The following is a 14156-nucleotide window of genomic DNA, read 5'->3' as shown; positions in this document are numbered from 1 at the left end:
CCCCTTTGGGATTGGGGGGTTCTGCTGAGCATCTATGAAGCTAAATAAAATTTATATAAATATCAGAGATAAATGGTGGGGACTACCGCTCATTCTTCCTTCGATTTTACTACCTGTTTTAAGTAGCGCAAATACTTATGCGCATACCAGCACTGGAAATGTGGTTCTTTTTTACCTGCCGTTAGCGTTTATGCTTAGCCTGATGCTCTTTTTCGGCTGGGCAGCACTGCCGGGTATTGTGCTTGCTATCTTCTGGCGCAGATACCCGCAGACAGGTCTGTATGAAACCCTTTCTGTGACGATGCACTTTATCATTACTATCGTGCTAAGCTGGGGCGGTTATCGTGTCTTTTCCCCCCGGCGAAACAATGTTTCCCACGGCGACGCCCACCTGTTGTTTCAACGAATGTTCTGGCAGGTATTTTGTTCAGCAACATTATTTCTGGTCATCTACCAGTTTGCCGCTTTTGTTGGCATGTACGAAAGTAAAGCCAGCCTGATGGGGGTAATGCCCTTTAATATCAACACGCTGATTAATTACCAGGCGTTACTGGTCGGTAATCTTATCGGCGTGCCATTGTGCTATTTTATTATTCGTACTCTCCGTAATCCGCTGCACCTGCGGGGATATTATCAGCAATTAAAGCTACAGATTGATAGCAAGGCCACTAAAAAAGAGATCGTTATTTGGCTGGCCGTATTGACTACACTAATGTTTATACTGTGTATGCCATTGACTGATAATAGTTCAATATTTAGTACCAACTATACGCTTTCGTTATTATTGCCGGTCATGCTGTGGGGCGCGATGCGCTATGGCTATAAGTTTATTTCAATTATCTGGGCCGTCGTGCTAATTACATCGATTCATTATTATCAGCGTTATATGCCCTGGTATTCAGGTTATGATACGCAATTAGCGATTACCTCTTCGAGCTATCTGGTTTTTTCTTTTATTGTTAATTATATGTCTGTACTGGCCACGCGTCAGCGCGTAGTGAGTGGTCGCGCACGGCGGCTGGCCTATCTTGACCCGGTTGTACATCTTCCCAATTTACGTGCATTAAACCGCGCGCTCAAAAATGCGCCCTGGTCTACGATCTGTTTTTTACACGTGCCGGGTCTGGAGCTATTGGGTAAAAATTATGGCGTCATGCTACGCATCCAGTATAAGCAAAAGCTCTCTCACTGGATTACGCCGATGCTGGCCTCAAATGAGTGTGTCTACCAGATGTCAGGGCACGACCTGGTGCTGCGTCTTAATACAGAGGCGCATCAGCAGCGTATTGAAGCGCTGGATAAACATATTAAGCAGTTTCGGTTTATCTGGGATGGACTGCCGCTACAGCCGCCTGTCGGCGTGAGTTACTGCTGCGTGCGTTCTCCGGTTAGCCACCTTTATCTGCTGTTGGGCGAATTAAGCACCAGTTCCGATCTTTCGTTGACGACTAACGCGCCGGAGGATTTACAGCGGCGCGGCGCAATGCACCTGCAGCGCGATTTGAAGGGCAGAATTGCGATGATGAATCGCCTGCAACAGGCGTTGGAGCACGATCATTTTTTCCTGATGGCGCAGCCTATTTTCGGTATTCGTGGGGACGTTTACCATGAAATTTTACTGCGACTCAGGGATGACAACGGCGATGTTATCAACCCGGACAATTTTTTACCCGTGGCGCATGAGTTTGGTTTGTCTTCCGCTATCGATCTTTGGGTGATTGAAAACACGCTGCGGTTTATGGCGGCCAGCCGGGAATATATGCCCGCGCATCGTTTTGCCATTAATCTGTCGCCAACATCGGTATGTCGCGCCCGTTTCCCTTCAGAAGTTAAGCAGTTGCTTAAACAATATCAGGTTGAACCCTGGCAACTGGTTTTTGAGGTAACGGAAAGCAACTCTCTCACCAATGCTGAGCAGGCGCAATTGACGCTGGGACAGCTACAGCAGTTTGGCTGTCAGATAGCGATTGATGATTTTGGTACTGGCTACGCCAGCTATGCGCGGCTGAAAAACGTTAACGCTGATATTCTTAAAATTGACGGCAGTTTTATTCGCAATATAGTGTCAAACAGTCTCGATTATCAGATTGTGGCTTCTATTTGTCATTTAGCGCGAATGAAAAATATGCAGGTCGTCGCGGAGTATGTCGAGAGCGAAGAAATACGCAGCGCAGTGCTCTCGTTGGGGATCGACTATCTTCAGGGATATTTAATTGGCGAGCCGCAGCTATTATCTGAGATTCAGTAAAGGCAGACGCCGCGGCGTCTGACCCACAATTTACGCGGCGATCTCCGGCGAGCTTTCTTCCTCAATATTGAGACGCCAGCCAGTTACCGCTTCCCAGTACTGCTGTTCTTTTTCCAGATCAAGCAGTACCAGCGCATTCTGGCTGAACCAGTCATGCGGAAAACATAACGTCCAGTGGCTGTCATTGGTCGTTAGCCGTAGCGTCGGCGGCGTGGTGGTCGCCTGCCGCTGGTTGTTCAGTAATACGCCCAGCCGAAGTAGCTGAATTAACGGCAGATACTGTTTTTTCTTAAACAGCGTAAAGCGGGGCATATCATCCAGTTTTATGGCTTTACGATGATAACGCACCAGCGTCGCCATCATCATTTGCTGCTCCTGATTAAAGCCGGGCAAATCGCTGTGTTGCAGAATATAAGCCGAATGGCGATGTAAACCGCTGTGATTAATATTCAGTCCAACCTCATGCAGCATTGCCGCCCAACGGAGCAACGCTTCAAGCTGCGGATGCGTCAGTTTTGGCTGCTGGGCCTGCCACTGCTCGTACATCTGCATGGTGGTTTCCAGCACGCGTCTGGCCTGTTCTCTGTCAATGTTGTATTGATTGGCCAGACTTTTTGCGGTACGGCTGCGAACATCCTGATGGCGGAAGCGGCCTTCCATTTCATACAGCACGCCTTCGCGCAACGCGCCGTCAGAAAGGCGAAGCTCGCGGATAGCCAGAGCATCAAAAACGCCGCACAGAATCGCCAGGCCCGGCACAAAGACCGCTTTTCGTTCTTCAGACAGACCCGGCAGGCTGAGCGCATTAAAGGAGTGGTGCTTCAATACTTCTGACTTCAGTTTATCGAGGCGCTCCGGCGTAATGAAGCCATCTTTCTCACCCAGCGCCAGGAGAACTTCATGAGCGGCCTTAATCGTACCGGAAGCGCCCATCGCTACGTTCCAACCCTGAATACGATACTGCCAGGTTAAGGTTTCCAGTTTTTGCGCCGCCGCCATTCGGGCGCGCTGGAAGTTTTCTGTATTGATAACGCCGCCGGGAAAGTAGAGCTGTGCGAAGCTCACGCAGCCCATACGACGGCTTTCAACCAGCCTGGGTTCGAAGTTTTCGCCAATGACCAGCTCTGTTGACCCGCCGCCGATATCGATCACCAGCTTGCGGCCTTTTTCCGGCTGCGTATGTTCTACGCCCATAAAAATCAGGCGCGCTTCTTCGTTACCGGAAATAATCTCTATCGGGTAGGGAATAACCTTTTCCGCACGTTTGAGAAAATCAGCGGCATTTTGCGCCTGACGTAACGTATGGGTGCCTACGATACAGACGCTGGAAGGGGAGAAACCTTGTAAGCGTTCAGCAAACAGCGACAGACAGCTAAGCCCCCGTTCCATGGCTTCTTCGCTGAGTTTGTTATCCGCGCCCAGCCCGTCCGCCAGATGGACGCGCTGTTTTAAGCGCCCGATAATCTGCATTGCGCCGTCAACCACGCGGGCAATGACCATATGAAAGCTGTTTGAGCCGAGATCGACCGCAGCGAACTCCTGCGGGCGAGGGGATTTATCGTAAATTGGCATAGCGTTAGTCTGGTTGCTCAAGTGATTTGATGTAGTCATAAATTGCCAGCTGCGCCTGAACTTTACGGCGATTGCCGCGCGGTACGTAGCGGTTGCTGAGTTCTTTATCGATAAAACGCGCTTTTACCGTGTCGCTAAACAGAATGTCAATGATATCCAGGACGCGCTGTTTAAGCCGCGGGTCGAGGATAGGCGTAGCGACTTCGATACGGTAGTCAATATTACGCGTCATCCAGTCAGCTGAAGAGAGCCAAACTTGCTTATCACCGCCGTTTTCGAAAATATAAACCCGATCGTGTTCCAGATAGCGATCCACGATGCTAATCGCGCGAATATTATCGCTAATGCCTTCCAGTTGCGGAATAAGAGAACACATACCGCGCACCAGCAGATTGACCTGGACGCCCGAACCCGACGCGGCGTATAGCCTGTCGACCAACCCTTTATCGACCAGGTTGTTAAGCTTTAAGGTAATCCCTGACGGTAAGCCTTGCTGGGCATTGGCGATTTCACGATCGATCATCTCATACAGCAGACGCCGTGAGTTTTGTGGAGAAACCATCAAATAATCGAAAGTGACCGGGCGATAGGGGTTTTCAATAAAATTAAAGACCCGGCGCACTTCATTGGTAATGCGCGCATCGGCGGTCAGCAGCGAATAATCGGTATACAGCCGCGCCGTTTTTTCGTTGAAGTTACCGGTGCCGATATGCGCATAACGCACCACGTCATCGCCCTCTTTTCGTGAGATGAGAAAGAGTTTGGCGTGAATTTTCAGCCCAGGCGCAGAGAAAATAACATGGACGCCCGCTTCGGTTAACCGCTTGGCCCAGTGAATATTCGCCTCTTCATCGAAGCGCGCCTGCAACTCCACCACCACGGTGACTTTTTTGCCGTTATGGGCGGCATGGATCATCGAGTCAATAATGCGCGAGTCTTTCGCTACGCGATAAATATTGATTTTGATCGCCAGCACGCTTGGGTCAAACGACGCCTGGCGTAGCAGTTCCAGTACATGCTCGAAGGTATGGTACGGATAATAGAGCAGCACATCACGTTCGCGAATCGCGTCGAAACCGTTACGAAACTTCTCTTTATCAAACCAAAGATGGCGTAACCGCGGTAACGGTTTATTGACCAGGTTGGCTTTACCGACATTCGGAAAATTAATGAAGTCTTTAAAATTGTGGTAGCGCCCGCCGGGTACGATTGAGTCATACCGGGAGATCGTCAGTTTTTCCCGCAGCACGTCGACCAGCGCGGCGGGCATATCGCGTTGATAGACAAAGCGCACAGGTTCAGCGGTCAGGCGCTGCTTCAGGCTGGAAGACATCAGCTCCATCAGACTGGATTCCATCTCATGCACCAGGTCATATTCGGCATCGCGGGTCATTTTCATCGAATAGGCATTAAGCGCGTCATAGTCGAAGAACCCTTTAAAAATGTCATCCAGGCAGTAGCGCAGAATATTATCCAGAAGGATCATCGGCTTGCGTCTGCGCGGTGTTTCCGGCGGCAGATTAACGAAGCGTGGGACTTTGTCGGACGGTATCTCCAGTAGCGCATAGTTTATGGTATCGCCGCGGATAATCTCCACCGCCAGATAGGTGTAATCATCCTTTAAAAACTGAACAAGATCCGTCTCCCGGTTAATGAGAATCGGGGTAATATGCTGGCGCAAATAGTGCTTAAAATAGTGGCGCAACCAGCTTTGTTGGTTCACCGAGAGCTGACGCTCGTTGATCAGAAAGATTTGATTACGCGCCATTTCCAGCAGTAATTCGTTGTACAGGCCGTCGAACTCCTGGTCTGCTTTCAACACGCGGGACTGAATTTTGCCTAACAAATGGCGTGAATGAGAATTTGAACCCTGTTCTTCGCTGATAATAATGCGTCGTTTCAGTTCAGCGAAACGCACTTTGTAGAACTCGTCGAGGTTATTAGAATAGATTCCCAGGAACCGCATCCGCTCAATCAACGGGTTGGATTTATCCGCTGCTTCCTGTAACACGCGTTCGTTAAATGCTAACCAACTTAGTTCTTTCTCGATATATAGCTTTTCCTGACCCATTACTACCTATACTCCGTTTTATTCACGGGACACTGCCTGATGATTATGGCGAGCATTACGCGTTAATGTCCAACTGCGCCAGAAAAATATGACAATAAACTGATAGCATAAAGGAAGGGAAAAGAGTAGGCCGGATAGGCATTTATGCCGCCATCCAGCAAGCAGACGCAGTCCTGTCCGATGACGTATTATTCGTCAGACGCATAACCTTGCGGCGGCAGACGACGCCCGTCCAGCCAGGCGGCGTTATCGCGCATCTTTAGACGTCCCTGCGCAAACCAGCCAATCACCAGCGGATAAATCGCATGTTCCTGAGTTTGTACGCGTGCGGTGATATCATCTTCGCTGTCGTCGGCAAAAACCGGCACCTTCGCCTGGAGAATGACCGGGCCGCCGTCGAGCTCGTCTGTCACGAAATGCACCGAGGTACCGTGCTCCTCATCGCCGTTTTCCAGCGCCTGGCGATGGGTATGCAACCCCGGATATTTTGGCAGCAGGGAAGGGTGAATGTTCAGCAGACGCCCGTAGTAATGCGCGACAAACATCGGACTCAGAATACGCATAAAACCGGCCAGCACGACCACATCGGGCGCATACGCGTCTATCTTGCTAATCAACTCGCGATCGAAGGCGTCGCGGCTGTCAAACCGATCGGCAGTCAGCGCTTGCGCCGGAATGCCGGCTTCTCTGGCGCGTTCAAGGCCGAACGCGTCGGCCTTATTGCTGAATACTGCCCTGAGGGTGCCTTTAATTTTCTTCGCTTCGCAGGCATCGATAATCGCCTGTAAATTGCTTCCATTACCGGAAATCAGCACCACAATATTCATTATTCAATAACCACACGCTGTTCGGAATCAGAGGCTTTGATGATACCGATTTTCCATGCGTTTTCACCTTTCTCGTTTAGCAGAGCAAGCGCTTTGTCCGCTTCCGGAGCAGAGAGCGCAATCACCATGCCGACGCCGCAGTTAAAGGTACGGTACATTTCATGTCGGCTGACATTACCGGCGGTTTGCAGCCAGGTAAAGATGGCGGGCCACTGCCATGACGACTCATTAATTACCGCCTGGGTATTCTCCGGCAGAACGCGCGGAATATTTTCCCAAAAGCCGCCGCCGGTGAGGTGGGCGATAGCGTGTACATCGACGTTTTCAATCAGTTCCAGAACCGATTTTACGTAGATACGGGTCGGTTCAAGCAGATGATCGGCCAGCGGCTTCCCTTCCAGCAGAGTGGTTTGTGGGTCGCAGCCGCTAACGTCAATAATTTTCCGCACCAGCGAATATCCATTCGAGTGCGGGCCGCTGGAGCCGAGCGCAATCAGCACGTCGCCTTCGGCAACCCGGGAGCCGTCGATGATTTCTGATTTTTCGACTACGCCGACGCAGAAACCCGCCACATCGTAATCTTCGCCGTGATACATGCCCGGCATTTCCGCCGTCTCGCCGCCGACCAGCGCGCAGCCGGATTGCAGGCAGCCTTCGGCAATACCGTTGATCACGCTGGCGGCGGTATCGACATCCAGTTTACCCGTGGCATAGTAATCGAGGAAAAACAGCGGTTCCGCGCCCTGAACGACCAGATCGTTTACGCACATTGCCACCAGATCAATACCGATAGCGTCGTGACGCTTTAAGTCCATCGCCAGGCGAAGTTTGGTGCCTACGCCGTCAGTGCCGGAAACCAGTACCGGTTCACGATATTTTTGCGGCAACGCGCACAGCGCACCGAAACCGCCCAGACCGCCCATAACCTCCGGGCGGCGAGTTTTCTTCACTACGCCTTTGATTCGATCAACCAGAGCGTTACCCGCATCAATATCGACGCCGGCATCTTTATAGCTAAGAGAGGTCTTATCGGTCACTGCCTGGTTCCCCACGTTTTTTCTTGCGGTAAAAGTTAAATTCGGCGCAATTCTAACAGGGAAAGCAAACGTTTGCGAGCGTGGTCTGCGCCCTGGATATCCGGACGATTTTTTTGGCATGGTTTCGGTCGCTGCTTGAAAATTTCTCTGTTGGTAAAAAAGAAAAGGATATCCAGCACTTGGTTTACGACAGGCGATCAGGACAGGCCATTCATCCTTAAAATTGCTAAGATTCAAACGGTTGTCAGCCTTTATCGCCTGTTTCAACGTGAGTGATTTATACTCACTTTTCCGCTATCAGCGCTTTTAGTTGATCCAGGTCAAGCATACATTGTGTTGCGCCAGAGAGGAAAAGCGGTATAATCCGGCGATTTTTTTTGTGGTTGCCACTCATCTGAGGATAGGAGAAGAGTATGAAGATCGTGGAAGTCAAACACCCACTCGTCAAACACAAGCTGGGTCTGATGCGTGAAAACGACATTAGCACTAAACGCTTTCGTGAACTCGCCTCAGAAGTAGGCAGCCTGCTGACGTATGAAGCGACAGCCGACCTGGAAACGGAAAAAGTCACCATCGAAGGCTGGAATGGCCCGGTGGAAATCGACCAGATCAAAGGTAAAAAAATTACCGTTGTGCCGATTCTGCGCGCGGGTCTGGGCATGATGGAAGGCGTTCTGGAAAATGTACCGAGCGCGCGTATCAGCGTAGTCGGGATGTACCGTAACGAAGAGACGCTTGAGCCAGTACCTTATTTCCAGAAACTGGTATCGAACATTGATGAGCGCATGGCGCTGATCGTCGACCCGATGCTGGCGACCGGCGGTTCTGTCATCGCGACCATCGACCTGCTGAAAAAAGCAGGCTGTAGCAGCATTAAGGTGCTGGTGCTGGTCGCCGCGCCGGAAGGCATTGCGGCGCTGGAAAAAGCGCACCCGGACGTTGAACTGTACACCGCCTCTATCGATCAGGGGCTTAACGAGCACGGATACATTATTCCGGGGCTTGGCGATGCCGGCGATAAGATTTTTGGTACCAAGTAAGTGAATAAATAATTAAAAGCCGACTTTAAGAGTCGGCTTTTTTTTGAATAAAACAACTCATAACAAACACACTTAGAGGAAAACACTATGACGCGCCGTGCTATCGGGGTGAGTGAAAGACCGCCGCTTTTACAGACAATCCCGCTTAGTTTACAGCACCTTTTCGCCATGTTTGGCGCGACCGTGCTGGTGCCAGTTCTGTTTCATATCAACCCCGCGACGGTGCTGTTGTTTAACGGTATCGGAACGCTGCTGTATCTCTTTATCTGCAAAGGTAAAATTCCGGCCTACCTCGGATCGAGCTTTGCCTTTATTTCCCCGGTATTACTGTTGTTGCCGCTGGGTTATGAAGTGGCGCTGGGCGGTTTTATTATGTGCGGCGTGCTGTTCTGTCTGGTCTCTTTCATTGTTAAAAAAGCGGGCACCGGCTGGCTGGATGTGATGTTCCCGCCTGCGGCAATGGGCGCAATCGTTGCCGTCATCGGTCTGGAGCTGGCTGGCGTCGCGGCGGGGATGGCCGGATTGCTGCCTGCGCAAGGGCAGTCGCCGGACACGAAAACAATTATCATCTCCATGGTCACGCTGGCGGTGACGGTGTTCGGCTCTGTACTGTTTCGCGGTTTCCTGGCGATCATTCCGATTTTGATCGGCGTGCTGGCGGGCTATGCGCTGTCATTCGCGTTGGGGGTGGTCGATACCACGCCGATTGCCCAGGCGCACTGGTTTGCGCTGCCGACCTTCTATACGCCGCGTTTTGAATGGTTCGCGATCCTGACGATTCTGCCCGCGGCGTTGGTCGTGATCGCCGAGCATGTCGGTCATCTGGTGGTGACGGCGAATATCGTCAAAAAAGATTTAGTGCGCGATCCCGGTTTGCACCGCTCGATGTTCGCTAACGGACTGTCGACGATCGTCTCCGGTTTCTTCGGCTCCACGCCGAATACCACCTATGGGGAAAATATTGGCGTCATGGCGATCACCCGCGTTTACAGTACCTGGGTTATCGGCGGCGCGGCGATTTTCGCCATTCTGCTTTCCTGCGTCGGCAAACTGGCGGCGGCGATTCAGATTATCCCGTTACCCGTGATGGGCGGCGTCTCGCTGCTGTTGTACGGCGTCATCGGCGCGTCGGGGATTCGCGTATTGATCGAATCAAAAGTCGATTACAACAAAGCGCAAAACCTGATCCTCACCTCGGTGATTTTGATCATCGGCGTGAGCGGCGCGAAAGTACATATCGGCGCGGCAGAATTGAAAGGAATGGCGCTGGCGACCATCGTCGGGATTTGCCTGAGCCTGATTTTTAAACTGATTAGCCTGTTGCGTCCGGAAGAAGTGGTACTGGAGGCAAATGATGCGGAGTCTCCGCATCCGTAACGGGTTGCCGGGCAGCGATGCTGCCCGGTTCTATCTCAAGGGAATTATGTGGTAAACTCAGCGCGATTTTATGTCATCCTGGGTTGAGGTATCTCTGAACACACCGGCACAGCTCTCTTTGCCACTTTATCTTCCTGACGACGAAACTTTCGCAAGTTTCTGGCCGGGGGATAACGCCTCTCTACTGGCCGCGTTACAAAACGTGTTGCGCCAGGAACATAGTGGATATATCTACCTTTGGGCGCGTGAAGGCGCGGGCCGCAGCCATTTACTGCACGCCGCCTGCGCTGAACTGTCGCAGCGTGGAGATGCGGTAGGCTACGTCCCGCTCGATAAACGTACCTGGTTCGTGCCGGAAGTGCTCGACGGTATGGAACACCTCTCGCTGGTGTGTATTGATAACATTGAGTGTGTCGCTGGCGATGAACTGTGGGAGATGGCGATCTTTGATCTCTATAACCGCATTCTGGAGTCCGGTAAGACGCGGTTATTGATCACCGGCGATCGTCCGCCAAGACAGTTAAATCTGGGCTTGCCCGATCTCGCTTCCCGTCTGGACTGGGGGCAAATCTATAAACTCCAGCCTCTTTCCGATGAAGACAAACTTCAGGCGCTACAGTTGCGCGCCCGGTTACGGGGGTTTGAACTGCCGGAAGATGTCGGGCGGTTTTTACTCAAACGTCTTGATCGCGAAATGCGCACGCTGTTTATGACGCTGGATCAGCTCGATCATGCGTCGATCACTGCCCAGCGAAAACTGACGATCCCGTTTGTCAAAGAGATCCTGAAACTGTAATACGCCGCGACGGCGGCGTTCAACGGTTAACCGAGGATGTCCAGTACCTGCTCAGGCGGTCGGCCAATGCGCGCCTGACCATTTGCCACCACAATGGGGCGCTCCATCAGTTTAGGGTGTTCAACCAGCGCCTGGATTAACGCCTCTTCACTTAGCTGGCTATCCGCCAGGTGAAGCGTCTTATAGAGATCTTCTTTCTGGCGCATCAGTTCGCGCACGCTGGACATGCCCAACATACGCAGCAGTTCCCGCACGGTGGCGGCGTCGGCGGGCGTATCCAGATAAAGCACCACTTCCGGTTCCACGCCGTTAGATTTCAGCAGGTTCAGCGTGTCGCGGCTCTTCGAGCAGCGCGGGTTATGGTAGATTTTAATCGTGTCGGTCATGAGTTCTCCTTGTGACGCCATCCGGCTAATAAACGGCGATTACATTTTCGTGTATGGCTTGAAGCGTTCCTGTAACTGGCGCAACTGGTCGATACGCGCATCGTAACGCGCCTGTTGCTGGCTACCCAGTTTTGCCTGGGCGCTGGCGCTACTGAGCAGTGAAATTGCCTGATCCAGTCGTCCTGCCAGCGCATAACTTTCAGCGCGCGCCGCCAGCTCCTGATCGCGGTTGTTCAGCGCGGCTTCGGCCTGAGCAAGCAGATCCCAGCCGTTACCGTCATCTTTATGGCTAAAGGTGTAGCGATTCAGAATGGTTTCCGCCGCTTTCGGCTGGCCTCCCTGGAGGTACGCATTGGCGAGGTTTAACTGCAGCACAGGATTAACGCGCAGATCGCGGGCATTTTTCAGGCGATTAATCGCGTCGTTGGCTCTTTTCTGCCCCAGGTCAATATCGGTGGCGAGGTCAAGATACCAGGCATTGTTCGGTTCCGCGCTTAACAGCGGCTGCAACGTTTTGCGCGCTTCATCGTACTTGCTCGCTTCCATCGCCTGCAACGCCCGGCCATATTGCGCCGCATGTTGCTGACGCACGTTGCCTTTAGACCACTGATCCAGCAGGTCGCTGGTGAGCTGGTTACGTCCGGAATTGTACATTCCCAGGGCGCGCGCTTTGGCGAGATAAAAGTCGGCGGAAGATTGCACCACGACCGGGCGCATCTGGTTGGCACGGTTGCGGGCATCCGCAAGGCGGCTTTCCGGTAAGGGGTGAGTGAGCAAAATTTCAGGCGGACGCGTGGAGTAACGCGCCTGGTCGAGCAGTTTTTCGAGGAAAGAGGGCATCGCCTGTGGGTCAAATCCGGCGCGTTGCAGTACCTGAATACCAATACGGTCGGCTTCTTGCTCATTTTGCTGGGTGAAACTTATCATTCCCTGGCGCGTTCCCGCCAGAGTACCGGTTAGTGCCGCCATACCGGCCTGTGGGCTGGCCATGGCCAGCAAAATGGAACCCAGCGCGCCCACCCAGGTAAGCGGCGCGCTGCGCTTTTGATCTTCCATCGCGCGCGCCAGGTGGCGCTGCGTCACGTGGGAGATTTCATGCGCCATGACTGAAGCTAGCTGGCTTTCGTTATCCGCGTAGCGAAAAAGCGCCGAGTGTAGCACCACATTGCCGCCAAAGAACGCGAACGCGTTGATTTCGTCATTATTGATCAAGAAAAAATGGAAGGGCGTTTTGACGGAGTCGGCGTGCGAGACCAGACGCATCCCCAGCGCGTTAATGTATTGCACCAGCAGCGGATCGTTGATTAACGGCGCGCTGCCGCGTAGCTGGCGCACATAAAAGTCGCCCATTTGCATCTCTTGTCCGATAGAAAGCGTGCTCCCTGCCGAGGTTCCCATATCGGGCAGCGTGTCGGCAGGGTCGGCAAATGCGGGCGCGACCTGACCGAGAGCCAATGCTGCAATGAGGGTTGCCACCAGGTTTTTTTTCAACTGCCTGAACATAACCTCTATCCTGTTGTTTTGAGATAGCCCTTTGACCAACGTCGTGAAATATCGTTCCACGCTCCGACACTTCATAAGTGTAACTGTGATGAGCACAGACTCACTATTTTAGTTTCCTGAATCAATGATAAAAAGCGAAGTCTTTTTTGTGACATTTCGATACAATTCGGCATCACAATCCCGCAGTTGAGTTCTGGGAAGGGTTTTATGCTCGAAATGTTAATGCAATGGTATCGCCGTCGCTTCAGCGACCCGGAGGCGATTGCCTTGCTGGTCATTCTGGTGGCTGGTTTTAGCATCCTCTTTTTCTTTAGCGGCCTGTTAGCGCCGCTGCTGGTCGCTATCGTACTGGCCTACCTGCTGGAGTGGCCGACGGCGCGCCTGCAGGCGATTGGCTGTTCCCGGCGCTGGGCAGCCTCCATTGTCCTTATCCTCTTTGTCGGCATTCTGTTATTAATGGCGTTTGTGGTGATGCCGATTGCCTGGCAGCAGGGTATTTACCTGATTCGTGATATGCCCGGTATGCTGAATAAACTGTCCGATTTTGCCGCGACCTTGCCGCGACGCTATCCGGCGCTGATGGATGCGGGCATTATTGATGCGATGGCGGAAAACATGCGTACCCGGATGCTTAACATGGGCGATTCGGTGGTGAAGTATTCGTTGGCTTCGTTAGTCGGGCTACTGACGCTGGCGGTATATCTGGTGCTGGTGCCGCTGATGGTCTTTTTCCTGGTAAAAGATAAAGAGCAGATGCTGAATGCCGTGCGCCGCGTGCTGCCGCGTAATCGCGGGCTGGCGGGGCAGGTGTGGAATGAGATGAATCAGCAGATCACCAACTATATCCGCGGAAAAGTGCTGGAGATGGTGGTGGTGGGCGTGGCGACCTGGCTGGGCTTTTTGCTGTTTGGCCTCAACTATTCGCTACTGCTGGCGGTACTGGTGGGCTTTTCGGTCCTGATCCCCTATATCGGCGCTTTTGTGGTGACAATTCCGGTGGTGGGCGTCGCGCTGTTTCAGTTTGGCCTGGGGACGGAATTCTGGAGCTGTTTTGCCGTTTATCTGATTATTCAGGCGTTGGATGGCAATCTGCTGGTACCGGTACTTTTCTCCGAAGCGGTGAATTTGCATCCGCTGGTGATTATTCTGTCAGTGGTGATTTTCGGCGGTCTGTGGGGTTTCTGGGGAGTGTTTTTCGCCATTCCATTGGCGACGCTGATTAAAGCCGTTGTCCATGCCTGGCCGGATGGTCAGGTGACGGATGCCTCATCCTGAGCGGTCTGTACGAAAGTCGGAAAG

At 52.4% G+C, this 14156-nt stretch carries 11 protein-coding genes; 5 read left to right on the top strand and 6 right to left on the bottom strand.

Going from position 1 to position 14156, the window contains the following annotated elements; all coding sequences use genetic code 11:
- Window positions 1-34: 34 nt before the first annotated feature.
- Window positions 35-2248: an MASE1 domain-containing protein gene (locus tag ACLD4K_RS03605; RefSeq protein WP_411011396.1), complete on the top strand. Its 2214-nt coding sequence runs from the start codon at window positions 35-37 to the stop codon at window positions 2246-2248.
- A gap of 30 nt (window positions 2249-2278) precedes the next feature.
- Here the strand turns inward: ACLD4K_RS03605 and ppx are convergent, their stop codons facing one another.
- The 4 genes from ppx to purM form a co-directional block, all read right to left on the bottom strand.
- Window positions 2279-3820, bottom strand: coding sequence for an exopolyphosphatase (gene ppx, locus ACLD4K_RS03600; protein WP_411011419.1), 1542 nt, complete (start codon window positions 3818-3820; stop codon window positions 2279-2281).
- A 4-nt stretch (window positions 3821-3824) separates the two neighbouring features.
- The gene (gene ppk1, locus ACLD4K_RS03595) at window positions 3825-5891 is read right to left on the bottom strand and encodes a polyphosphate kinase 1 (RefSeq protein ID WP_000529555.1); all 2067 of its coding nucleotides are present in this window, start codon (window positions 5889-5891) and stop codon (window positions 3825-3827) included.
- Between the two features lie 188 nt (window positions 5892-6079).
- Window positions 6080-6718, bottom strand: coding sequence for a phosphoribosylglycinamide formyltransferase (purN, locus tag ACLD4K_RS03590; RefSeq protein WP_350387669.1), 639 nt, complete (start codon window positions 6716-6718; stop codon window positions 6080-6082).
- Window positions 6718-7755 (bottom strand): phosphoribosylformylglycinamidine cyclo-ligase, encoded by a 1038-nt coding sequence (gene purM / locus ACLD4K_RS03585; protein ID WP_000130477.1) that lies wholly within the window; start codon window positions 7753-7755, stop codon window positions 6718-6720. Before purM ends, purN begins: the two co-directional genes overlap by 1 nt.
- A gap of 413 nt (window positions 7756-8168) precedes the next feature.
- Here purM and upp point away from each other — a divergent pair, with 413 nt between their 5' ends.
- From upp to ACLD4K_RS03570, 3 genes are all read left to right on the top strand, one after another.
- The gene (gene upp, locus ACLD4K_RS03580; protein ID WP_000706208.1) at window positions 8169-8795 is read left to right on the top strand and encodes a uracil phosphoribosyltransferase; all 627 of its coding nucleotides are present in this window, start codon (window positions 8169-8171) and stop codon (window positions 8793-8795) included.
- An 87-nt stretch (window positions 8796-8882) separates the two neighbouring features.
- On the top strand, window positions 8883-10172 hold the full coding sequence (uraA, locus tag ACLD4K_RS03575) for a uracil permease (protein ID WP_183058960.1): 1290 nt from the start codon (window positions 8883-8885) through the stop codon (window positions 10170-10172).
- A 94-nt stretch (window positions 10173-10266) separates the two neighbouring features.
- Window positions 10267-10968 carry a DnaA inactivator Hda gene (locus tag ACLD4K_RS03570; protein WP_061835882.1) on the top strand — a complete coding sequence of 234 codons (702 nt, stop codon included), beginning with the start codon at window positions 10267-10269 and terminating at the stop codon, window positions 10966-10968.
- Window positions 10969-10994: 26 nt separating this feature from the next.
- Here ACLD4K_RS03570 and arsC read toward each other — a convergent pair whose 3' ends face one another.
- A complete protein-coding gene (arsC, locus tag ACLD4K_RS03565) occupies window positions 10995-11354 on the bottom strand; it encodes an arsenate reductase (glutaredoxin) (RefSeq protein ID WP_411011395.1) in 360 nt (119 codons plus the stop codon).
- 39 nt (window positions 11355-11393) lie between these two features.
- Window positions 11394-12857 carry a beta-barrel assembly-enhancing protease gene (bepA, locus tag ACLD4K_RS03560; protein WP_000489631.1) on the bottom strand — a complete coding sequence of 488 codons (1464 nt, stop codon included), beginning with the start codon at window positions 12855-12857 and terminating at the stop codon, window positions 11394-11396.
- Window positions 12858-13064: 207 nt separating this feature from the next.
- Between bepA and ACLD4K_RS03555 the strand changes: the two genes are divergently transcribed.
- The gene (locus ACLD4K_RS03555) at window positions 13065-14132 is read left to right on the top strand and encodes an AI-2E family transporter (RefSeq protein WP_000892056.1); all 1068 of its coding nucleotides are present in this window, start codon (window positions 13065-13067) and stop codon (window positions 14130-14132) included.
- Window positions 14133-14156 lie beyond the last annotated feature (24 nt).

Source organism: Salmonella sp. 741265055_HSA, from assembly GCF_046569525.1.
Classification (GTDB): domain Bacteria; phylum Pseudomonadota; class Gammaproteobacteria; order Enterobacterales; family Enterobacteriaceae; genus Salmonella; species Salmonella enterica.
Note: the sequence above shows the minus strand (reverse complement) of the source record. Positions and strands in the feature narration are given on the sequence as shown.

Bases quoted from the DNA above. Each gene is read 5' to 3' on its own strand.
- ACLD4K_RS03605 (WP_411011396.1), top strand. From the start codon at position 35: ATGAAGCTAAATAAAATTTATATAAATATCAGAGATAAATGGTGGGGA.
- ppx (WP_411011419.1), bottom strand. From the start codon at position 3,820: ATGCCAATTTACGATAAATCCCCTCGCCCGCAGGAGTTCGCTGCGGTC.
- ppk1 (WP_000529555.1), bottom strand. From the start codon at position 5,891: ATGGGTCAGGAAAAGCTATATATCGAGAAAGAACTAAGTTGGTTAGCA.
- purN (WP_350387669.1), bottom strand. From the start codon at position 6,718: ATGAATATTGTGGTGCTGATTTCCGGTAATGGAAGCAATTTACAGGCG.
- upp (WP_000706208.1), top strand. From the start codon at position 8,169: ATGAAGATCGTGGAAGTCAAACACCCACTCGTCAAACACAAGCTGGGT.
- uraA (WP_183058960.1), top strand. From the start codon at position 8,883: ATGACGCGCCGTGCTATCGGGGTGAGTGAAAGACCGCCGCTTTTACAG.
- arsC (WP_411011395.1), bottom strand. From the start codon at position 11,354: ATGACCGACACGATTAAAATCTACCATAACCCGCGCTGCTCGAAGAGC.
- bepA (WP_000489631.1), bottom strand. From the start codon at position 12,857: ATGTTCAGGCAGTTGAAAAAAAACCTGGTGGCAACCCTCATTGCAGCA.
- ACLD4K_RS03555 (WP_000892056.1), top strand. From the start codon at position 13,065: ATGCTCGAAATGTTAATGCAATGGTATCGCCGTCGCTTCAGCGACCCG.